The organism is Wolbachia endosymbiont of Culex quinquefasciatus Pel (assembly GCF_000073005.1).
In the GTDB taxonomy this organism is placed as follows: Bacteria; Pseudomonadota; Alphaproteobacteria; order Rickettsiales; family Anaplasmataceae; genus Wolbachia.
On the sequence record NC_010981.1, the window covers coordinates 1,033,330 to 1,056,578 of the forward strand.

General features: G+C 34.7%; 21 protein-coding genes and 2 pseudogenes. 17 read left to right on the forward strand and 6 right to left on the reverse strand.

Annotated elements, in window-relative coordinates; genetic code table 11:
• Nucleotides 1–10: 10 nt before the first annotated feature.
• The 3 genes from WP_RS04815 (at nt 11) to WP_RS04825 (ending at nt 4,283) form a co-directional block, all read left to right on the forward strand.
• On the forward strand, nt 11–2,491 hold the full coding sequence (locus WP_RS04815; protein WP_007302355.1) for a response regulator: 2,481 nt from the start codon (nt 11–13) through the stop codon (nt 2,489–2,491).
• Nucleotides 2,492–2,577: 86 nt separating this feature from the next.
• Nucleotides 2,578–3,420, forward strand: coding sequence for a ParA family protein (locus tag WP_RS04820; protein WP_006014513.1), 843 nt, complete (start codon nt 2,578–2,580; stop codon nt 3,418–3,420).
• Complete coding sequence (locus tag WP_RS04825; RefSeq protein ID WP_007302356.1) at nt 3,417–4,283, forward strand: ParB/RepB/Spo0J family partition protein; 867 nt, start codon at nt 3,417–3,419, stop codon at nt 4,281–4,283. Before WP_RS04820 ends, WP_RS04825 begins: the two co-directional genes overlap by 4 nt.
• An 84-nt stretch (nt 4,284–4,367) precedes the next feature.
• Here WP_RS04825 and ispD read toward each other — a convergent pair whose 3' ends face one another.
• On the reverse strand, nt 4,368–5,573 hold the full coding sequence (gene ispD, locus WP_RS04830; protein WP_012481959.1) for a 2-C-methyl-D-erythritol 4-phosphate cytidylyltransferase: 1,206 nt from the start codon (nt 5,571–5,573) through the stop codon (nt 4,368–4,370).
• A gap of 101 nt (nt 5,574–5,674) precedes the next feature.
• Between ispD and WP_RS07980 the strand changes: the two genes are divergently transcribed.
• From WP_RS07980 to WP_RS04900, 14 genes and pseudogenes are all read left to right on the forward strand, one after another.
• Complete coding sequence (locus WP_RS07980; protein ID WP_425383939.1) at nt 5,675–6,562, forward strand: alpha/beta hydrolase family protein; 888 nt, start codon at nt 5,675–5,677, stop codon at nt 6,560–6,562.
• A gap of 49 nt (nt 6,563–6,611) precedes the next feature.
• Nucleotides 6,612–7,073: pseudogene (locus WP_RS04840) on the forward strand (AI-2E family transporter); the annotation flags it as partial.
• Between the two features lie 500 nt (nt 7,074–7,573).
• Nucleotides 7,574–8,917 (forward strand): group II intron reverse transcriptase/maturase, encoded by a 1,344-nt coding sequence (gene ltrA / locus WP_RS04845; RefSeq protein WP_007302360.1) that lies wholly within the window; start codon nt 7,574–7,576, stop codon nt 8,915–8,917.
• 131 nt (nt 8,918–9,048) lie between these two features.
• Nucleotides 9,049–9,672, forward strand: a pseudogene (locus tag WP_RS04850) (AI-2E family transporter); the annotation flags it as partial.
• A 677-nt stretch (nt 9,673–10,349) separates the two neighbouring features.
• Nucleotides 10,350–11,201 carry a reverse transcriptase domain-containing protein gene (locus WP_RS04865; protein ID WP_007302362.1) on the forward strand — a complete coding sequence of 284 codons (852 nt, stop codon included), beginning with the start codon at nt 10,350–10,352 and terminating at the stop codon, nt 11,199–11,201.
• Between the two features lie 318 nt (nt 11,202–11,519).
• On the forward strand, nt 11,520–11,660 hold the full coding sequence (locus WP_RS07555) for a hypothetical protein (protein WP_019078704.1): 141 nt from the start codon (nt 11,520–11,522) through the stop codon (nt 11,658–11,660).
• Nucleotides 11,661–11,712: 52 nt separating this feature from the next.
• Nucleotides 11,713–12,957: a group II intron reverse transcriptase/maturase gene (ltrA, locus tag WP_RS04870; RefSeq protein ID WP_007302363.1), complete on the forward strand. Its 1,245-nt coding sequence runs from the start codon at nt 11,713–11,715 to the stop codon at nt 12,955–12,957.
• Nucleotides 12,958–12,989: 32 nt separating this feature from the next.
• Complete coding sequence (locus tag WP_RS04875) at nt 12,990–13,745, forward strand: group II intron maturase-specific domain-containing protein (protein ID WP_007302364.1); 756 nt, start codon at nt 12,990–12,992, stop codon at nt 13,743–13,745.
• Nucleotides 13,742–13,903: a hypothetical protein gene (locus WP_RS07560; protein WP_012481963.1), complete on the forward strand. Its 162-nt coding sequence runs from the start codon at nt 13,742–13,744 to the stop codon at nt 13,901–13,903. The genes WP_RS04875 and WP_RS07560 overlap by 4 nt, the downstream gene beginning before the upstream one ends.
• Before the next feature lie 18 nt (nt 13,904–13,921).
• Complete coding sequence (locus WP_RS04880; protein ID WP_007302365.1) at nt 13,922–14,557, forward strand: HdaA/DnaA family protein; 636 nt, start codon at nt 13,922–13,924, stop codon at nt 14,555–14,557.
• 371 nt (nt 14,558–14,928) lie between these two features.
• On the forward strand, nt 14,929–15,915 hold the full coding sequence (locus tag WP_RS04885; protein ID WP_007302367.1) for a site-specific tyrosine recombinase: 987 nt from the start codon (nt 14,929–14,931) through the stop codon (nt 15,913–15,915).
• Nucleotides 15,916–15,971: 56 nt separating this feature from the next.
• Complete coding sequence (locus WP_RS04890; protein WP_012481964.1) at nt 15,972–16,697, forward strand: lysophospholipid acyltransferase family protein; 726 nt, start codon at nt 15,972–15,974, stop codon at nt 16,695–16,697.
• A gap of 43 nt (nt 16,698–16,740) precedes the next feature.
• On the forward strand, nt 16,741–17,010 hold the full coding sequence (gene rpsT / locus WP_RS04895) for a 30S ribosomal protein S20 (protein ID WP_007302369.1): 270 nt from the start codon (nt 16,741–16,743) through the stop codon (nt 17,008–17,010).
• Nucleotides 17,011–17,089: 79 nt separating this feature from the next.
• Complete coding sequence (locus tag WP_RS04900) at nt 17,090–18,331, forward strand: citrate synthase (RefSeq protein ID WP_007302370.1); 1,242 nt, start codon at nt 17,090–17,092, stop codon at nt 18,329–18,331.
• 44 nt (nt 18,332–18,375) lie between these two features.
• On the opposite strand, the gene WP_RS04905 is transcribed toward WP_RS04900, so the two are convergent.
• The 5 genes from WP_RS04905 to ruvA all read right to left on the reverse strand — a co-directional run bounded on the left by WP_RS04905 (nt 18,376) and on the right by ruvA (nt 23,245).
• Entirely contained in the window at nt 18,376–19,785 is a 1,410-nt protein-coding gene (locus WP_RS04905; RefSeq protein ID WP_007302371.1) for a hypothetical protein, read from the reverse strand.
• Between the two features lie 26 nt (nt 19,786–19,811).
• Nucleotides 19,812–19,976 carry a hypothetical protein gene (locus WP_RS07565; protein WP_007302372.1) on the reverse strand — a complete coding sequence of 55 codons (165 nt, stop codon included), beginning with the start codon at nt 19,974–19,976 and terminating at the stop codon, nt 19,812–19,814.
• A gap of 227 nt (nt 19,977–20,203) precedes the next feature.
• Nucleotides 20,204–21,418 (reverse strand): hypothetical protein, encoded by a 1,215-nt coding sequence (locus tag WP_RS04910; RefSeq protein ID WP_007302373.1) that lies wholly within the window; start codon nt 21,416–21,418, stop codon nt 20,204–20,206.
• 268 nt (nt 21,419–21,686) lie between these two features.
• On the reverse strand, nt 21,687–22,676 hold the full coding sequence (ruvB, locus tag WP_RS04915; protein ID WP_007302374.1) for a Holliday junction branch migration DNA helicase RuvB: 990 nt from the start codon (nt 22,674–22,676) through the stop codon (nt 21,687–21,689).
• Nucleotides 22,673–23,245, reverse strand: coding sequence for a Holliday junction branch migration protein RuvA (gene ruvA / locus WP_RS04920; protein ID WP_007302375.1), 573 nt, complete (start codon nt 23,243–23,245; stop codon nt 22,673–22,675). Before ruvA ends, ruvB begins: the two co-directional genes overlap by 4 nt.
• Nucleotides 23,246–23,249 lie beyond the last annotated feature (4 nt).

Consider the following 23,249-nt stretch of genomic DNA (forward strand, 5'->3'; position numbering starts at 1 on the left):
AGCAATAATAATGAGTAAAAGATACATAGATAACAAAAAAGAGAACAGAGTTGACTTCATACTAAGAAATTATGGGATGTCAATTATTGTGATGGCAGTCATTATGTTCTTACCTCCAATAGCAATATCAGTACTCTATTTTTCTAATGTATATAGTCAGCATGTTAATATAGAGATTAATTTATTAATTAGCATTCTAATGACTCTCTTTGTGGTATATAATATAAAACGTTACAAGTATCTACTTAATATCATAGAGTTTCAAAATGCAATATTTGCAAATGCGCTGAATCATAATACAGAGTTTTGTCTCATTTTACATAAAGATGAGGGTATTATTTATGCTGATGCGAGGTTCTACGAAAGGTTCAAAGATCACATAAACGATGATGTTACGCTAGATAAAATTCTTGAAGCAGGAGATGTGTCAGAAAAAGACAGAAAATCACTCTATCATGCGTTAAGAAATAACACTTCTGTAAAAGTATGCATTTCCTTAAGCAAGAAGAGTAGAATATCTAACTTTCTTTTGCTCTCTGAACCAATACCGGATAATCCACAAATTGCTATAAATAGTAATAAGACTTTAAATTTATCATTAGCCCCAATAGCAAGACCGAATGGGTATTTTGTACTGAAGGCAACACAGGTAAACAAAGAGCAGGTATATGAAGAGTTGATAGAGAAACACAATATAGCAACTTACGTTGCAAATACAAAAGGAGGTATCTTATCTGTAAATAAAAGATTTTTAGACATGTTTGAACTAAAAAAATTGGAAAAAGGTAGCTCAATCAATGATTTTATATCTCAATCTAAGTATGACGATACAATAACCAAAAATGAAATTATGTTTTTTACTATAAGCGGTGCTCCATTTAAGGCTTATATGAGTACTGCTATATTTTGTGATAAATACAATCATAGCTATATACACGGCTTTATAACACCAACTGAATCAAATATTGTTGATTATCAACTACACCCTTGTTTTACAAATTCGTCAATTGCTATTGCACAATGCGATATAAATGGCAATTTTATAAAGAAAAATATAGCATTAGTAAAACTTGCGGGGTCAAGTAATGATTCTATCTTTGCATTGATATCAGATGGTTATCATATGAAAGTGCGTGAATATTTTTCAAGTAACAGGATAAATAATGCGTCCTTTGATGTGCAGCTCAATGGCGGTAATAACATGAAAATATATTTTAATAAGTTTCTTCATAATAAAGTGATGTTCATACTTTGTTATTTTATTGATAATACTGAACGTAAAAAACTAGAGATAAAACTTGAGCATTATCAAAAGGTGCAAGCTATAGGGCAATTAGCAGGTGGTATTGCACATGATTTCAATAATATATTAACCGGAATAATAGGATTTTGTGATTTGCTTTTACTCCAGCACTCAGCTAGCGATCCATCTTTTGGAGATATAATACAGATACAGCAAAATGCAAAACGTGGGTCAAATTTAGTAAGACAACTGCTTGCTTTTTCAAGAAGACAGACTTTGCAGCCAAAGATTATTAATGTAAATGGTACGATAGCTAATCTTTATGAAATGATCAAAAGATTAATAGGTGAAAATATAAAATTTAATATTTATTATGGTAGCGATTTGGGTGCTGTTAGGGCTGACCAAGGACAATTAGAGCAAGTTATGCTTAACTTAGCAGTTAATGCTGGTGCTGCTATGGAAAAGGGGGGAGAGTTAACTATACGAACCTTTAATCAAAAGGTTGATTCATTAAATTCTACACCTCAGGATATGTTTTCTCCAGATAAGGAAACGATTGAACATGGGAATTATGTTGTGATTGAAGTGATTGATACTGGATGTGGAATGACGAGTGATATAATTGAAAAGGCATTTGATCCATTTTTTTCTACCAAAGATATTACTTCTGGTACAGGTCTTGGCCTCTCTACTGTATATGGCATTATTAAACAAACCGAAGGATACATCTATGTTGCTAGCAAAGTGAATCATGGAACTAAATTTAGCATATTTTTGCCCATAGTTTACATATCGGATGAAAATGATAAAGAGGAAGATAGTAAAGAAATAGAGAAACCGGTAGAGATTAAAGGTAATGGTATAATTTTATTAATTGAAGATGAAGATTCAGTAAGGGAATTTACTGCTAAGGCTCTTACAAGAAAAGGATTTAATGTCATAGAAGCGAGCATAGGCAGCGAGGCACTAGAGATCATTAGAAAAAAAAATCAACACATAGATCTAATAATCACTGATGTAATCATGCCAGAGGTGAGTGGTCCAGAAATAGTTAAAGAAACATTGATACATAGGCCAAACATCAAAGTTATTTTTATTTCTGGGTATACAGAGGATGCTTTTTTAAAGAGCGATGAAATCAATATAGAAGACTTCCATTTTTTACCAAAACCATTTACTCTGAATGAGTTAGGAAATAAGGTTCAAAGTGTGTTACACAAGACAAAAAAAGGCAGTTTACTTTGAGCATGATTGGCAACAAAAAAAATTTTCTAATGCAAAAATTTCTTGCATATATACAATAGAGTTATTTTATACATAAGATAAAAGGCGTGAGCAAGATCATTGCAATAGTAAATCAAAAGGGTGGAGTTGGTAAAACTACAACTAGTATAAATTTATCAACAGCCTTTGCTGCTGTGGGAAAAAGTACTTTACTGGTAGATCTTGACCCTCAAGGAAATGCTAGTACAGGACTTGGGATTTCTTATCGTAGCAGGGAAGAAAAAAATATATATAAAATACTGCTGAGCAGCGAAAGTGAATTGGTGGAATCGGCAATTTTCAATATAAAGGAAATTCCAAATCTATCGCTGATTTCATCAGTGGTTGACTTATCAGCTGCAGAAATTGAGCTATCACAACTTGAGCAGGGAAAATTCGTACTAAAAGATACGCTAGAGAAAGTACGTAATAATTATGAGTACATAATTATCGATTGTCCTCCATCACTTGGTCTGCTTACTATCAATGCTCTGACCGCTGCTGACTCGATTATTGTTCCTCTTCAGTGTGAATTTTTCGCTCTGGAAGGATTGAGCCATTTAGTTAAGACTGTAGAGCTGATAAAAAGAAATAACCTAAACCCTTTCCTGTTAATAGAAGGAATATTGCTCACAATGTATGACAGACGCAACAAACTTAGTGAGCAGATTAAAAATGATATTTGCCAATATTTAAATGATAAAGTATATAAAACTATTATCCCCTTGTATGAGACCATTATTCCACGTAATGTACGGTTATCAGAAGCGCCTTCTCATGGAAAACCTGCTATTGTATATGATCTTAAGTGTCCTGGTGCACAAGCATATATAAGTTTGGCAAAAGAAATTTTAAAGAAACACATGAGCATCTGTAAAGAGAAAAAGCTGATAAGTGAGGGTGCAGCGTGAAGGACAATAGGCGCTTAGGTAGAGGTCTTGCTGGCCTCATAGGCGATAATTATGGTAATAAAGAAGATCGGTTACCTATTTCATTACTACACCCGAGCAAATTTCAGCCGAGAAAATATTTTGATGAGGAGTCATTAAAAGAACTTGCAGGTTCGATAGAGAAAAATGGTATAATACAACCTGTTGTGGTGCGCAAAGATCCAAGTAATGAAGGTTATGAAATAGTAGCAGGGGAACGTCGTTGGCGAGCAAGTAAGGTCATAAATCTTGATAGTGTGCCGGTTATCATAAAAGATTTAAATGACAAGGAATGCTTAGAAGTATCGATAATTGAAAACATACAGAGGCAAGATATTAATCCAATAGAAGAAGGTGAGGCGTACAGAAAACTAATAGATGAATTCTCCTATACACACGAAGAATTAGCCTTAACTTTAGGTAAAAGCCGCAGTCACATAACCAATATGATACGAATGCTGTCACTCCCTAATGGAGTAAAAACAATGATCAACGAGAAAAAATTGTCTATGGGTCATGCAAGAGCATTGATTAATGTTGAAAATGCGGAAAGTATTGCAGAAAGAATAGTTTCTCAGGGCCTGAGCGTTAGGCGAACTGAAAAATTGATAAAAGACTTACAACAAAATAACGACCGAAAAGAGCATAAGTTTACTAAAAATCAAGATATGGCAGTATTAGAAGGAGCTATATCTTCTCAGCTTGGTTTAAAGGTCAAAATTAATGACAGTAATTCTAAGGGTAAAGTCATGATACGTTATAACAACTCAAATGAATTGGATTTTATATTGAAAATTTTGAATAGAAGACTTGAATCAGCTATTAATGTCGAAAGTAGCCCATAGAAATTTCTTGACAAACCTTCCCACTTTCCTTGCAATGGAAGTGAAATGGTGGAGTTTGTCAAGTAAGTTATTTCGTTCCTACCTTCAATAAAAATTTGCACGCAATAGCACAGAAGCATACGTTGCTATTCCCTCGTTTCTGCCAATAGAACCTAATTTTTCCGCTGTGGTTGCTTTGATACTTAGGAATTCACCATTAATTTCTAATATTTTTGATATGAATTCCTTCATTCCTGCTTTGTAAGGCGATATTTTAGGCTCTTCACAAACTATAGTAATATCTAAATTAGACACGCTATATCCTTTTTCCTGTGCTTTTTTAGCAGCAAAATCAAGAAAATGAGATGAATTGCAATCCTTCCATTTAGAGGAATTAGGAGGAAAATGTTCTCCTATATCGCCACATCCTAGTGCTCCGAGTATTGCATCAACGATTGCATGTATTGCAACATCACCATCGGAATGTGCCTCTATTGCCATATTATGCTCAATTTCCACACCGCAAATTTTTATAAAGCTCTTAGCATCATTTTGAATTTTAACAAATTTATGTATATCATAACCGGTTCCGACACGGAATTTTGGCTCTCCAAAGAGAAGTTTTGCCATATTGATATCCTCTTTTGTAGTTAACTTAAAATTCTTTTTCTCACCTTCAATAATCGCAACATGTTTTTTATGCTCTACCATTAGTGATGAATCATCAGTAAATTCTTTGACTGATTGATGGCACGATAATAATTCTCTGAAATTAAAAATTTGAGGAGTTTGCATGGCTCTAAGTTTTTCTCTTGAAATCGTAGATTCAATGAAATTATTACTCACCAACGATATAGTATCCTCGACTTCTATTGCTGGAACTACTCCTGTATATTGACCATTAATCATAGATTCAATCAAGTTGTTTATTAGAATATTTGATACAAAAGGCCTACAAGCGTCATGTATAATAACAAAATCTGGATTGATCTTTTGCAAACTCTCCAGTCCAAGTTTAACTGAACTCTGCCTGCTTTTTCCTCCACATACTGGACTCAGCAATTTAGTATCTATAGTTGATGACGTAACTTCTTTATAGAAATCTTTTTGACTTTCATTCACTACCACTCTTATGTAACTTATGTACTGATTAGCTAAGAATTTCCTAATTGTGTGAAATAAAACAGACTTACCTGCCAATTTTATATACTGTTTAGGGATTTTGGCATTGCATCTACTGCCTACTCCTGCTGCAACTATTAATGCTGCTATCTTGTATTCCTCAAGTCTGTTAGTGTACATGCTTACCATTTTCGGTGTTAATACAAGTTATCTAGCATTTTAAAAAAGTTGATCCAATTCTCAAAAAAGAATATTCTTTTACTAGGTGTAATATATGCTAGAGGAAAATAATACACGTTGCTAAGTATAATAAAGAAAATGAGATACATCTTATATTTTTTCATGGAATAGGTGATAATTATAAGAATGCGGCCAGGTATATACAAGATAGATCTACATATCTCCATAGGTCTAATTTTCACACTCATGCACATAAATACCCAATTGCATTTCAAAACTATATAACTTACGCAATAGCTAGTTTCTTGTTTTTAGGAACATCAATACTATTACCAACTTTAATATTACTTACTAATCCAATGACATCTAGTACAGCAAGTTTAGCCATCTTAGCAGCTTTAACTTGTACCTTTTTATCTGTACCACCACTCATGATTCCATTTATAAATAAGAATCAAAGCTTATCTAAGTCTTCAATAGAAAAAATCAATGAATTAATGGAGAAGGGTGTGAAATCGGAAAATATAATACTTTTCGGCCATTCTTTTGGGGGAGCAGTTGCATCAGAAGTATTAAAATATTTTACAGACAAAAATATTAAACTTGGAGGCGTTATTTTTACTAGCACTTTCAGCTCTTTTCATAATGCAATAAAGCATTTTCCAATTCCTCAAGCAAAAATTTTAAGTGTACTGCCCTCATGCTTATTGAAAAAGATGCTTAAGGTCCTAAATTTAGATTTTGATATAATAAGCAATATACAAAAGCTACAAAATGATAATATACCAATAGTAGTCATTAATCATGAAAGAGACACCTTAATACCATATCCTGCACAATTGGCAAAGGCAGTAGATGATCTATTGTTAAATAGAAATTCGATTAAGATCGTTAATCTGAGAGGCTTTACAGATAACCCGCATAACGGAGTTTTATCTAGTTGGCAATTGAGTGAAAATTTGGCTGATCTCATGCCTAATAAAATAATGAATAGATAGTACTTACAAAAAACTTTATATTTTTCGGTAAATTAACTATTCTAAACACATGCAAAAACGTCATATAACTATTTGTTGTGTACTGCTTTTCATAATAGGGGCATTATTTTTGATGCGTCCTATGATTGTTCCGTGTCTAATATCTGTTTTTGTTGCACATCTATTTAACCCGCTAGTAACCAAGTTTGAAAAATATAGAATACCGCGTTCATGTTCTGTAGTTTTTATAACACTTGCCTTATTGATAGCTTTTATATTAGTTATTACATTTGTTTTACCTATTATATATTTTCAAATTACTTTAATATTAAATTTCTTAGTAAATAAGATACCTTCATTAAAGCTTAAAGTGATTCCTTCTGTGCTAGAATTTCTTAATATAAAAACTGAAGATAGTTTATTTGATCATTTGTCTAAAAATCTAGTAGAAAATTACAGTGATTATATATCTTATTTTATAAATGCTCTTAGCATGGGCAGTAATCTTATAATTCAAGTACCAAGTGCGTCCAGAGAAGGCGAGTATTGTTCAGTAGGAAATAGACCTACCAGGATAAAAGTCGGAATCCTGTAGCTTGGGTAGCAGCATAAAGGGAAACCAAAATGTTGAAGCCTACCGACAACATTATCGTAGGATAATGGCGAATTACCAGGCCGTAGCGAAAGCGAATGCACAGATTGCCTCGAAAGGAATATTCTGAAGGTCGAGCCATCTTGGTACTGGCGAAGACAGAATAGACCAGACGAAAAACGAATGAAACGATTGGTCTACTTCAGCGGGGTGTTAGTAACAGCATGGCAATGAGGACATACAAAGCAACTGGAGAAGCCCTCCTCATCCCAAGGAGAAACACCTTGGAGAGGTAGGTTCTATAACTGGAAAACAGGAAGTGAACTGAAGATGAGAGGGTGACGGATGGGTGCGTAGTAGTGAAGAAGTGAGGTAACGCTCATGGAGCAAAGGCACCCTACTAGCAGGGATCTTTTAACAAAAGGAAGGTAAAGGTAAAAATGACAAAAATGCCGATAAAATTACAAGACCTGAGAAGAAAGATATACACCAAAGCGAAGGCAGAACCGGAATGGCGATTCTGGGGAATCCATGTTCATGTCTGTAAAATGGAGACACTGGAGGAAGCTTACAAACTAACGAAGAGGAGTAATGGGGCACCAGGGATTGATGGGGTGACATTCGAATCGATAGAGACAGAGGGCTCAAGAAAGTATCTTCAACGAATAAGACACGAATTAATAACCAAGACCTATAGCCCAAATAGGAACCGGAGAAAGGAAATACCAAAATCTGGAGAAAAATTCAGAACGTTGAACATACCCTGCATCCGGGATAGAATAGTGCAAACAGCACTGAAGCTAATACTTGAACCGATATTCGAATCAGACTTCCAAAAAGGATCATACGGGTATAGACCTAAGCGTAATGCGCATGAAGCAGTACAAAAAGTAACGGAAGCAGCAATCAAAGGCAATACAAAAGTAATTGACGTAGATCTAAAATCCTACTTTGACAGTGTGCGACATCATATTCTGATGGAAAAGATTGCCAAAAGAATAAATGACAAAGAAATCATGCGCATGATTAAGCTAATCCTCAAAATAGGAGGAAAACGAGGAATGGCACAAGGATCACCACTTTCACCACTACTAAGCAATATATACCTAAATGAGGTAGATAAAATGTTGGAGAAAGCAAAAGAGGTGACCAAAGAAGGAAAGTACCAACGTATGGAATATGCCAGATGGGCAGATGATTTGGTGATACTGATCAGAGAATACCCGAAACGGGAATGGCTAGAAAGAGCAGTATACAGAAGGTTGGAAGAAGAATTAGCAAAACTAGAAGTGAGAGTAAATGAAGAAAAGACAAAAGTCATTAACCTAAAGAAAGGAGAAACATTTAGCTTCCTAGGGTTTGATTTTCAAGAGAATATCACAAAACAAGGAAAGTGGAATGTCAGGAAAACACCGCAGATGAAAGCACGAACAAACCTGCTACGCAAGTTGAAGGAAATATTTCGGCGCCATAAATCGCAACCGATAAAAAGAGTGATAAATGACATCAATCCGATATTGAGAGGGTGGGTAAACTACTTTAGGATAGGAAACTCTAGTCGAAAGTTCAGTTACGTAAAACACTGGGTGGAAAAGAAGGTAAGACGCAATTTAATGCGAGCCAGGAAAGCAAAGAAAGGGTTTGGTTGGAAGAAATGGAGTAGCGAATGGATATACAAAACGCTGGGTCTATATTCAGACTACAGAATAAGGTATTACAGACCGAAAGCATCACCAACACAATATGTGATAAACTTTGGTAAAGAACTTGCTAGGAAAGCGTAGTGCGGGAAAACCGCATGCTGCGTTTGACGAGGCGGGAGCTGGAAACGTTAACATGGGAATTTGGATTGAGGCCCAGGATGAAAATAATGGATCAGCCACCAAACCCTAAAGAGGCGCGCCAGTTCTCGACCCTACATTCAAGCTTTAATTTGATTTACATGGTATCATTAATAGCTATTACGCTTGTGGTGTTTTTTTATGTATTACGTGATTGGCCTGCAATTGTAGAAAAGGCTAATAAACTAATTCCCATTCTTTACAGAGAAAAAGCTGCAGGTTATTTTTCTAAAGTAGATTTCATTATATCTAATTACCTAAAGGGACAGTTAAACGTATGTATAGTCATGATGATCTTTTACTCCGTGGGCCTTAGCATAATTGGGCTGAAGCATTCTGTAGCTATTGGAATTTTATCAGGAACATTAACATTTATACCCTATATAGGGCCATTATTATACACTATTATCGGATTTTTGAGCGCCATTACTCAATTTAGTGGATGGTTTGAAAGTACTGCTGTCTTGCTATTATTTAGTGTTGGTCAATTAATAGACTCAAGCATATTAGTGCCTTTATTAATAGGAAAAAAAGTTCATATACATCCAACTATCATTATTTTAGGAGTTGTCATATGCACCTCATATTTTGGGTTTATAGGTATATTATTTTTTATTCCAATAATAGCAATGTTCAGTGTATTAGTAGAATATGCAGTCAATAAATATTTTGAAAGTGAGCTTTATAAAAATGGCTAATTAGTTCACGATAAAAAAAGGATCTCTGATACATTTGAGAGATGGTGCGACCTGAAAGTCTTCGGTCATATTGTTTAAAAGGAGAGGAATTCATTCAGAAAGAAACTGAAAGGATTCTAAAACTTATTAAACCAGATGTTTTGCCGTCTGAGTCTACGCATCAGTGCGAATCGGGCAACCGGTTGGTGCCAAGCGATGCAGACAATGAACCTCCTCTTGAAAAAGAAGATGCTCAATCGTGAGAGGGGCATAAACTGCAAGCATCATGTGGTTGGAGGGCTAGGCTAGTGGTATGGTGAACGTAAGTGAAGCTTTATAAGTACCGATACGATGAAAGAGCTAAAGATGCTGATAAGCTCTGACCAAAAGGTAATGTGGATAAGTTACATTTTTCATTTCTAGATGTACGCAAATAATAACTCCACCGGTATAGAGAAGCCACCTAACCCACTGTTGTATGATAGAAGGAACAGGGTAAGCCTGTATTTTCGCCTACATGGCAAGCAAACCGCAAGGAATGCTGATGGAAGTGCAGGTAAAGGAGAATGGAGAAAGCGAATGCCATTTTGTAACGAAATGGATAGAATTTGTAACATTAATTCGCGTGAAAACGAGCAGACTTCCATTTGGTCCCTCGTGACAAGAAACTTTGTTAACCACTTAAGGGAGGAAAGCAGATGATTACAGATAAAACTGTAAGTGCACCTACCGACAACTCCGAAGCATGGAAGCAATTGCCATGGAAGAAGTGCCAAAAAGTTGTTATAAGGCTACAAAGACGTATTGTTAAGGCTGTCCAAGAAGGAAGATGGGGTAAGGTAAAAGCTTTACAACATCTTCTCACACGCTCTTTTAGCGGAAAAGCTTTGGCTGTTAAGAGAGTAACTGAAAACCAAGGAAAAAACACAGCAGGTGTAGATCGTCAACTATGGTCAACTTGCAATGCTAAATTTCAAGGAATAAAGCAGTTAAAGCAAAGAGGATATAAACCTTCTCCGCTAAAACGGATTTATATCAGTAAATCTAATGGCAAAAGAAGACCTCTTGGAATACCAACGATAAAAGATAGAGCCATGCAAGCATTATATCTGTTTGCCCTGGAGCCAGTATCTGAAACGATCAGCGACCGTCACTCCTATGGCTTTAGACCTAAAAGATCCTGCGCGGATGCTATTGCTGCTTGTCACTTATTACTGGCAAGACGCAATCGACCACAATGGATACTAGAAGGTGATATCAAAGGGTGCTTTGACAACATTAACCATGAATGGCTTATGAAGCATATTCCTATGGAGAAGAAAATTCTGCATAGTTGGTTAAAGGCTGGTTTCCTAGAGTCAAAAACCTTGTATCCCACAACTGCTGGCACTCCGCAAGGAGGTATAATTTCTCCAATACTAGCTAACTTTACCTTAGATGGTCTTGAACAGTTATTAGAAAGTCGCTTTGGTAAATTAGGTAGCAAAAGAAGAGGAAAAATCAGAAGTGGAGTGAATGTAATCAGGTACGCAGACGACTGTGCGCCGTAGAAACACGGAAAGTGTTGAAGCTGTGCAGTAGATGAGGGAGGGCCCCTCGGAGCCGGTTTGCAAGAGCAGGCTTCAAACAGCCATAAGCTGCTTTGGTAAAGAGCTAAGGTAGTGAGCGTTATGGAAAAGGCACAATTATGTGTCATGTATGAAATAGAGAGACGAACGCAAGTGAACCACTGATGAAGTGTCGAAAGCGTAGAGACGACGTCAAAACCAGGGGGTAGTCGTTAACCTGGGATGAATCTACTGGGAGCTTGTTTACTGGGTAGGTGGCGTCCGGCATAAAAGTGGCGTGAATCTATTTTAGGCTATTGCATGGAACTACGGGAACCTGTCGTTTCGATGAAAAGGGAGAAGTCCAAAGAGCTGATCTCTGAGGATGAGAGTACCGATGCGAAAAACAGGGGCGGATTAGCTCGTAGTAGCGAAGAAGTTTCTGTAATGGAAATGGAGTGAAGGGGCTAAGTTATTTAGTTTTAATTATTTATCAACCGAAAGGGAGGAGTTAATGAATAAAACAAAGTCTTTTGATATACCGAAGCAACTTATTTGGAGAGCTTATAAACAAGTATCGAAAAATAAAGGTGCAGCAGGTGTAGATGAGGTCTCGATAACAAAGTTTGAAGAAAATCTAAAGGATAATCTATACAAATTATGGAATCGGATGTCATCCGGAAGTTATTTTCCAGAGCCGGTAAAAGCTGTTGCGATACCAAAAGATACAGGAGGGCAAAGAATTTTATGTGTGCCTTCAGTATTCGACAGAATAGCGCAAACAGCAGCTACAATGTATCTTGAGCCGTTAGTAGAACCGAAATTTCACGAAGATTCATATGGTTATAGACCAAATAAGTCTGCGCTGGATGCGGTATACACAGCACGGAAGAGATGTTGGAAAAATGATTGGACGGTAGATCTTGATATATCTGGATTTTTCGACAATCTGGACCACGATTTAGCACTGCAGGCTATCAAGAAACACACAGACTGCAAATGGGTCATACTGTATGTTGAGAGGTGGATGAAAGCCCCCATTCAGCAAGCAGATGGCAGTAGGGTAACAAGGGATAAAGGAGTTCCGCAAGGAGGTTCAATAAGCCCAATCATTTCAAGCATATTTATGCACCATGCGTTTGATATGTGGATGAAACAAAATTATCCAACAGTACCATTTGAAAGATATGTAGATGATGCGATAGTGCACTGCAGAACTAAAAGACAGGCAGGATTTATGAAAGTAATGATTGAAGAAAGATTGGCTAAGTGTAAATTGAAGTTACATCCTGAAAAGACACAGATTGTGTACAGTAAGGATGATGATAGAAAAGAACAATTTCCTAAACAAAGCTTTGATTTTCTAGGTTATACTTTTAGACCTAGAGTAGCAAAGAATAAGATGAGGAATTATTTCATCTCATTTCTACCTGCAATTAGTAACAAAGCCAAGAAGAAGATCAAGAAAACCATAAAGTCATGGAGAATACATCGGATTACATGGACCACACTAGAGGAAATATCGAAGAAGATAGATCCAATAGTCAGAGGCTGGTTTCAGTACTATGGCAGGTTTTATAAATCAGAGATGTATCCATCTCTTAGAAATATAGAGAGATACCTCATAAGATGGGTCAGGACAAAATATAAGAAACTTCGTGATCACGGAAGACTAGCAAAGCAATTTCTAGGAAAAGTGAGAAAGAGGTCTCCAAGTATTTTCTATCATTGGACACTTGGGTTAGGATCAAAAGGCTAAATAATGGGAGCTGTATAAGCCGAGAGGTTTCCGTGCAGTTCTGCGAGAGACTGGTGGGGAAGCTCCGCCGGTCTACTCTCCTTATTATTTCAGGTTTCACACATGAAGTACTGGAAAAGGAAGTTAAGCCTTTAGTATCATCTTTTCTTCATGAGCGAGGTTTAATTCTGTCAGAAGAGAAGACAAAGATTACATCTATTACAACAGGGTTTGACTTTCTTGGTTGTAATGTACGTAGATATAATAAGAAGTTAATTATTAAACCTTCGAAAGAAAGTATTAAAAGACTTCTTAATAAAGCACGTACATTGATAAAAGCAAATATAGCGAACACTCAGGCTATAGTAATTAAGTCACTCAACTCTCTACTGAGAGGATGGGGAAATTACTATCACCATGTGTGTGCTAAAAAAGCGTTTAGAAAGATCGACAATGAAATTTGGCATAGTTTATGGAAATGGGCAAAGAAAAGACATCCTCGTAAAGGATTACGTTGGATAAAGAATCGTTACTTCAAAGTAATGGGTCAACGCCAATGGGTTTTTGCTGCACCCATATGCAAGAACAAACCAAAAGAGATACGGTATTTAAGACTGCTTAAGCTGATTGATATACCTATCAGACGACATGTTAAAATCAGAGCGGATGCAAATCCCCTTGACTTAAAATGGAAAAAGTATTTTGATGAGAGAGTGAAACGAACAAGAATGTTAGCAAGCTCCTTTTCAAGAGAAGGTTCTCTACTGTTGGTGTCACCATTAAGAATGATGTTTCCTGAGGAATCATGAAGGACAAGCCGGTTCTAGAAAAGAAGAACTTAGATAAGGGGCTCAAGCGTAGTGTGGGGAAACCTGCATGCTGCGTTTCTAAGGGAGGGGGTAGTAGTAATACTGCTTCCTTACCTGACCAAGTAAATTTTTATGCAAAAATTATTATCAAAAAGTAGTAATGTAAGAGGCTTTACGTGCAATTAAATTTATTTAACAATAATCAAGTTGATTATTGTTGGCAAAATTATATCACCTTAGATGAAAATAAGCACGTATATAACTCAATAGTTAATGATTTATCTTGGAAATGCCTGATTCTTTTTGGACCTAACAGCTCTGGGAAAACTCACCTTGCTCATATCTGGCAATCAAAAAACGATGCTATTTTCATTGATGTAAATAATTTTGTAAGCGAAATGAGGTACAGCGATGCGTTTATTTTAGAAGATGTACAAAACATTAAAGATGAGGAAATGTTGTTACATTGTTATAATTACATGAAAGAAAATGATAAGAGACTGCTAATTACTTCTTCGATTTTACCGAAAAAGCTTAACTTCAAACTAAAAGATTTAAGCTCGCGAATATTATCAACTATCAGCGTAAAAATTTTACCTGCAAGCGAAGAATTATTAAGAATTATGCTAATAAAACAATTTTCAGATAAACAGTTAAAAATTGATCTAAAGGTAATTGATTATATTCTAGCAAGAATAGAACGTTCTTTCCACAGCATTAATAAAGTTATAGAAAAAATAGATAATGAATCTATAGGATCAAATGTAACCATTCCTTTTATTAACACTTTATTAAAAAAAAGTGCAAATTGATTCCTTTTTTTGTAAGGTATTTATTACATATATTAAAAATTTATTAATACCCATACAATAATGAAGTTGAAATCACTATTTCTTTATGTTAAAATTATAATAAATACTATGATATAATAAGAATAAACAGACATAGCTAAGGGAAATTTTATACGATAGTAAAACTTACTTTACAGGATGTTTTTTATAGACTCAATGTGATAATTGAAATATGGTAAAAATAAGATCAAATTTAAAAAAAAGGTTAAAACAAAGGTTTGTAGTACTTACTTTATTGATAAATGCTTTGTTTATCTCATATTTTCTTATAAAAAACACAAAAAATACTTTCAATCAAATTATAGTCAAAGAAATAAATATAGGAGCTGATAATGAAAAATAAACAACCACAAAATAAAAAAGAGAATCTTTACATCACGTATTACATAGATGCTTTGGTTTCTGAAAAATCCTCTACACAAAATACTTTGGAAAGTTATCGTTCAGATTTACACCAACTTGAAAAATTTTTATTAGAAGGAGGCACTACCTTAGTTGGTGCAAGTAAAGCTAATATTAAAGATTATGTAAACTTTTTACGTACACAAAAGAAATATAAAACTAGTTCTATATCAAGAAAAATATCTGCTATCAAAAATTTCTATAAGTGCCTATTTAATGATGGAATAATAGATTTTAATCCAGCACCGGCTAATGATAATGAATTAAGAAATCCAAAGGTTTCCCGTCCTTTGCCTAAGTATTTAAGTGTTCAAGAAATATTTTTGCTCATGGAAACAGTAAAAAAATCAGCAAGCGGATCGAATAAAGAGATAAGCAGTAAAAGGCTATGTGCAATTTTAGATATTCTTTACTCTTCCGGGATGCGTGTTTCTGAACTAATTAATATGAAGTTATGTGAAGTATTACATTTAGTAAACGGTAATGGTAAAGAAGGCTATATAATAATAAAGGGAAAAAGTAGCAGAGAAAGGCAAATCCTTTTTAATGAGCAAGCATTGCAAAGTCTTAAAAATTATTTATCAATTCGTGACAATCTGCTTCCTAACAACAAAAAATCTGATTGGCTATTCCCAGGTGATAAACCTAATAAACCCATTACAAGGCAAAGAGTTGGTCAATTAATAAAGGAATTAGCAAGAAAGTGCGATATTGATGAAAATAAAATCTCTCCACATGTGATTAGGCATTCTCTTGCTACCCATCTACTGAATAGCGGAGCAAATATTGTGCTGATACAAAAAATTCTTGGCCATACTAATCTTTCTACAACACAAATATATACTCATATTGCTAATGAAAAGTTAAAGGACAAATTAGCTGATTCTCATCCTATTACTCAGATGATCAATAATTAAACTTATTGCTTTTAGTTTTGTAGTAAAGTTAAATTCAAATAAGTTTACGTGTGTTTGTGATTGCAAGTTTATTGTTTAATTTACTCCTTATATTATGGGAAGTATTCTATACTTTAATTACTCTCCCTGTAATTTTCTTTCCTGAGTGTGTAATAACCATTTTCCTTGTTTGCTCGGTGAGAGTTGTATTATTCATGTTGCGTTTATTATGTGGCATTAAATATGAAGTGAGGGGAATGGAAAACATTCCTAAGCAACCTTTTATAATTGCATCTAAACACCAATCTCCATTTGAAACATTTATTTTTATACTACTCTTTAGAAAAGCAGTTTTTATTTTAAAACGTGAATTGAAATGGATTCCATTCATTGGTTTACATCTTATAGCGCTGAAAATGATTTTTATTAACCGTTCAGATGGTATCAGTTCTATACGCCATATAATTAAACTAGCAAAAATGCATATAAAAGAAAATAGAAGCATAATAATATTTCCTGAAGGCACAAGAACGACTATAAACCAAAATATAAAATATCAATCGGGTATTGCTGCTTTATATAGCGTATTATCTGTTCCTGTGTTACCGATTGCTTTAAACACTGGTTTGTTTTGGCCAAAAAGCATACTTTCTCTGAGAAAGAATCCCGGAAAGGCGGTAATAGAAATATTACCTCCCATATATCCTGGGTTAAACAAAAATGAATTCTTGCAAAGTTTAGAAAAAATCATTGAAGAAAGAAGTAGTAGATTAATTGCAGAAAAAACTGATATTGCAAATTAACAAAAAAACTTTATAATTAAAAGAAAAGTACAGGTATTAATATATGGCAAATCATAAGAGTGCTAAAAAAATGATGAAGGTAATAGCAAAGCGTACTTTAGTAAATAAGATGCGAAAAAGCAAAACTCGTACTGCTATTAGAAGATTAGTTGATATAATCAAGTCTGGTGACAAAGAGAATGTTGTCTTGGCATTTCGGAATGCTGAATCCAATTTACACAAATGTGTAAATAAAGGTGTCATTCATAGGAATACTGCTGCACGTAAAATAAGTCGCTTAAATGCAAAAGTAAAAGCATTGATGACCGCTTAATACGGTTAATGTAAAGTTAACTATATTAATATATACTTTTCAGTTTGTATATTCTGTATAAAATTAAGTAGCTCAAGTGATGGATAAAAAAGCATTATTGGAACTAAGTAATGGGTCAAAAATTGATCTGCCCGTATTAAGTGGAACAGTAGGTCCTGACGTGTTAAATATTAAGGATTTATATAAGACGACAGGATTATTCACTTATGATCCGGGGTTTGTTTCCACAGCTTCATGCTCTTCCACAATTACATTCATTGATGGAGATGAAGGAGTTCTTAAGTATAGGGGACATGATATAGCTGATTTGGCAGAGAATAATAGTTTTACTGCTGTGATTTATTTATTGCTCTATGGTGAACTACCCAGTTCAGAGCAACACAAAAAATTTCTTCTCAAAATACAAGAATCATCCAAAGTATCAGAGCAAGTTACAAATGTAATCAAAGCATTTCCAAAAACTGCTCACCCTATGTCGATTTTAGTTGCATGTTTTGCAAATTTGTCAGCATCTTACCATGAAACACATGGCAACAATGTCAATGGTGAAGATTTAGATTTTGGAATTTCTGCAATAGCACAAGTTCCTGCAATTGTTGCAATGATTTATAGACATATCAACAATCAGGAATTCACAAATGCTAATAATAAATTAAGTTATAGTGAGAATTTCTTAAATATGATATTTGGCAGTGCTGTTAATAATACCCTTTTTGTAAAAGCTCTGGATAAAATATTTACTCTCCATGCTGATCATGAACAGAATGCTTCTACAGCAGCTGTCAGATTGGTAGGGTCAGCTGGTTCTAATCTATTTGCAAGCCTGTCTGCAGGAGTTGCTACACTTTGGGGTCCAGCACACGGTGGAGCTAATGAGGCAGTTATAAATATGCTAAAAGAGATAGAGCAAAGTGGAGATGTAGATAGATTCATTGAGAAAGCTAAAGATGATAAAGATCCATTTAAGCTAATGGGATTTGGACATCGTGTTTATAAAAACTATGATCCGCGCGCGCTTATATTAAAGGATGCTTGTCATGAGATTTTAAGCAAACTAGAGCAAAACAATGAATTACTTGAAATTGCAAAAAAACTTGAAGAAATAGCTTTAAAGGATGAGTATTTTATTACACGTAAGTTGTATCCAAATGTTGATTTTTATTCAGGTATAATAATGAATGCTATCGGTATCCCTTCAAGTATGTTTACACCCATTTTTGCACTTGCAAGAACCACTGGTTGGGTTGCCCAGTGGTATGAAATGGTAAACGATAAAGAAACCAAGATTTGTAGGCCAAGGCAGCTCTACCTTGGCAAATAAACTTTCATTCACAATTCATCTTTGAATAGCCTAATTTCCTTTAGCTATAAAATACAACAAATTGATTTTTTATTAGTTGATGTCTGCTTTTTTGCAGAACATTGGTCAGGCTGTGATATAGAAGGTTGGTTAAATGTTATTTCGGGCTTATTAAAAGAAGATCGTGCTGAAGAAGGGCCAAAGCCACTATCTTTAGCCGAAGCATCATCCCCACCTTTACCTTCACCATAGTAGTCGGGCCTAAGGAATTTGCTTGTGTTTCCATTATGTGATTTACCTATAACTGAATTCTTAGGTGAATCACCAAAACCACTATCTGCACTTGTATCTGCACTTGGTCCATCCGTCCCTACTTTTTCAGGAGGGACAAGAATTTGTGGTTTCATAGCTGGCACACGTGCAGGATCAATGGACAGTTTATAATCCTTATTGATTACAGAGCTCTCTATGATCTTATCCATCACACAGTAAGCAATGTCTGGGTTAGCAAAATCTATTCCATACACTCCTTTACTGCCCAATAGCGATTTCTGTGAAGTCCGACCTTCAAAGCTATTTAATATATCCATACCAAACATATTATTAACGTGATTCACTTCTTCTCTTGTTAAATATCCCTCCTCATTATTATTATAACTTACAATAGGAATTAAAATTGAATCTTCGTCACTGTTCAAGTAAGAGTCACGCAATATACGATCAACTGGTATGTTTGCTTTACGAAGCAAATCAACCACTGCAAATTTCAGCATGTCACTAACTCCAATCTCGCCTTTTGGAGTATCAAAACAACGACATGTCAAGTATATTTCATGCCTTACTATGTCTTTGACGAACTTAAGATCATCAAAAACGCCTTTCTTTAAATATACATCATTCCCCTTCTCTTCTAAAAAACCCTTAAATCTTTTAGGACTATTTTCATAACTTTCCATTCTCGATGAGAATGATTTTACAAAAGAGTCTTTTAATTCTCGATCATCAAAGCCCTTACAGTATAAATAATATTTTCTTTCAAAACCCACATCGTATAAATTGTTTTCCACATAATCTGGACCTTTAGGATGATCGTCTATAATACTCTCTATTGTGAATCTTATAAGTTCATTAGCTAGCAAATATTTTAGATTACAAACTACCTCTTTTTCAATTGGCACTGAAAACCTATGTCTGCTACTATCTGTAGTCCATTTTCCTTGATTAAAGTTAAAAGGAAAAGAGTCTGTATAAAAAAGATCATTGGCAGCCCTTTCATTTCCACAAAACTTTTCTACTATACTCTCTCTCATATTTTTCAAGTACTCTCTACGCTGATCAATATTCATATTTTTATCAAATGAGAGAACAACATGATCTTTTTCTATAGTGAGATTAGTAATAGCAGTATTATCAGAAAGAAGAACACTATTAAACGCTTTTACTAATTCTCGATTTATTTTACTTTTATTAGGCATAACGCCACCCCCCTAAACTAATATAATTATTTACTGCTGCCCTGACCACTAGATTGATTTTTCTTTCTTTCCTCTTCACGTCTAATCATGTCTCTAAAGTCATCTATTTTCTTTGGATCTATTTTACTCAGATCAATCTTTATTCTCCCTGAATCAGGTACTTTTTTATTTGGATCATTATTGCCATGCATATCAACCTCTAAATTAAATTATTATGTAATGAGTATATTAAGAATCAATTATTAGCACAAGCAGTTTTTTAACATAAATTTTATTCACCATTTTTATACTCCTGGATTCCAGACTGGGATGACAAGAGAGAGAGCTACTTAGATGACATTCCGCCATGTCATTCCAGCACTTGATGCTGGAATCCAGATAAAAAACCAGTCTGGAATGAAAAAAAGAGAGAGAACCTTTACACACCTCTCTCTTTGACTGAAGAAGCATGATTTTCAACTCTTACACCATCAGTTAATCCTCCTGGCAGTTCCACATCAGCATTAGCAGCTTTTTGCTGACTCTTAGCAGAAGACTCTTTTATTTTACGTTTCTTCCCAGAAGGATCATTCGATGTGTTTCTTTTAACTCTCCTGTGTCGCCCTGGAGCAGGTGGACAGACAGCTAATTTTGGTTTTTCAGTTTTCTCTTCTTTTGCTTCTTTCTTTTCTTTATTCATTTTTTCCAGTTTTGGTACTTCACTATTTTTGTGACTTATAACAGGTTTAGGTAGAGTGTCTACTAATTTTTCTATAGGCTTTGGTAAAATAGCACGTTCTTGCTTGTCTAGAACAATTGGCATTGGAACTTGAGATGAAAAATTAAATAGGGAAATTGGTGTGATTTCATTCACTTTTGTTTCTATTTCTTGACGAACTTCTTTTGATTCTGTTTTTTCTGCTTTTTTGTCTCTTTTTTCCTCAGTTACATCTTGCTCTACTACTGCTGCTAAATCAACTGCAAAAATTTCTGCAAACATTGCAATGACTGAGCCCACGAGAAAAGTTTGAAGCTTCAATTTTAAATTTTGCAACGCTTGCAAACGTTCGAGTATTGCTATTTCTTCTTCAGGAGATAACTCACCGCTGAGTAATTTCTCCTGCAATTCTTTTATCTCTTTGTCTAGCCTTTTATCCCAACTTAAATCTAAATCTTTTTTGAAGATCTTTTTAACTAATTCCTTAAGCTTATCACGCAAAAACTTAATTATCGAAAGAAGCAGATTTTTCTCTTTCTTCTCCTTGAGCATTTTGTAGACTTTCGGATCTACATTTACTTCAAAAAGATTAAAGAGGGATTCAAAGAAATTTGCGAATACCCCTTGATTATCATCAGTAAAGTAATCCTCATTATCTTGTATATGTAGCTCTACTTGAGATAATGTTTCATCAATGCAACTCGCAGCCTGACGCTCAAGCTCTATTCTCTTGAGCTCAGCTTTCCTAGCAAGCTCCTCCATGAATCCTTTTAATTCATTGAGCTTCTGCTCTGCAGAGAGATCTTGCTCTCTGATTCGATTAATGTAGATTGAGCTACCGTCCTCTTCGTTGTTATTGATTAAAAAATTTTTCATTGCTTTTTCTCCATTAATTGAATTACTGTTTCTATAATTGTTTAGAAGGCTTTTTACCATTTTATCTTAAGTCTATAAAATACAATAACTCAATCTTACAATATGAAGTATTTAATAAGTATTAATCTTAAAAAATATCAATAAATTATTGATATTTTTACATTCATACTATATACAGCCTAGCATATATTACGTAATTTTTCAAGAACATATTCACTATAACAGAAGACTTTCTTATTTGCCTCTAAAACACCTGCAAATCATATAATAAAAGAATATTATAATGTTTAATGTAATACTATACAATGTTATAAAATATAGTATAATACTAGCATACCACTGAATTAATGCTGAGATATTCCCTTGCTTGATCAGTTAAAACACGTCCTCTTGGTGTGCGCTTTACAAAACTGACCTTGATTAAATAAGGTTCTACTGTTTCTTCAATATTGCCAACATCTTCAGACAGTGCAATAGATATGGTGTCAATTCCAACAGGTCCTGAGGTGTTAAACAAAAATCTCAGATAATCCATATCTAATTTATTTAGTCCCATTTTATCTATACCCAATTTTGATAGTGCAGAACCGGCAATTTCACAGGTAATTTTTTTATCATCTTTTACTTCAACAAAATCTCTTATTCTTCTGAGTAATCTCAAAGCAATTCTTGGAGTACCACGGGCGCGGCAGGCAATTTCCTGCACAGCATCCTTTTCGATTTCAGCACAAAGAACTCTTGCACCTCTTTTTATAATATCAACCAGTTCCTCAAAAGAATAAAACTCAAGATGCAGGGGAATACCAAAACGATCCCTCAGCGGTGCAGAAAGCAGTCCAAGCCGTGTTGTTGCCCCAATCAGTGTAAATGGTGGTAAATCTATTCTTAAAGTTCTGGTAGATGGGCCCTCACCTACTAGTATATCTAGGCAAAAATCTTCCATAGCAGTATATAAAACTTCCTCAATGCTACGATTTAATCTATGAATCTCATCGATAAATAGAACATCTTTTGCATTTAAAGTAGTGAGCACTGCAGCTAAGTCCCCAGCTTTACTAAGCAATGGACCAGAAGTTGCACGAAAGCTAACCCTTAACTCCTTAGAGACAATTTGTGCTAAAGTTGTTTTACCAAGCCCTGGAGGACCATAGAGCAATACGTGATCCAAAGCTTCAGCTCTCGTCTGTGCAGCATTTATAAACACTTTTAAATTTTGTATTAAGTCTTTTTGCCCGACAAAATCATCAAGTTGCTCAGGCCGGATATTTAAATTACGTACATCTTCAGAGTATTCCTTACTACATGATATTGACTTCATATTGTTTTAAGCGCCATACGAATAATATCTTTAGTGTCCAAGTTTGGTGATTCATCTTCTATTTTTTTTATTGTATCATAAGCTTTTGTTCTTTCATATCCAAGATTGATCAAAGCTGAAAGAGCATCTTCACTAATTGAGTGAAAATGATTGTTATTTATCTCTAATTTACTTACTTTGCCATTCAGCTCAGTAATAATTCGATTTATGAGTTTCAGGCCAAGTCCACTCACCTTAAGTGCTAGTTTATCCTCATTTATAATTGCCAAAAACAGTTGCTCTGGAGTTAATTTGCTCAAAATTGACATTGCGGTTTTATAGCTGACACCGCTCACTTTAACTAATAAGCGCAGACACTGCTGTTCTTCTTTACTTATAAAGCCATATAGCTGAGTAACGTTTTCTCTGCTATTTGCATAAGTGTCGATAAGTAATTTTACTCTACTTCCAATCGAACAAGCACTTAAAGTTTTGGCTGAAAGATATACTATGTAGCCAACATCATTCACATTCAGGATTATGTGATCGCTACACACCTCATCAACTATTCCTCTTAGATTTCCTATCATTTCT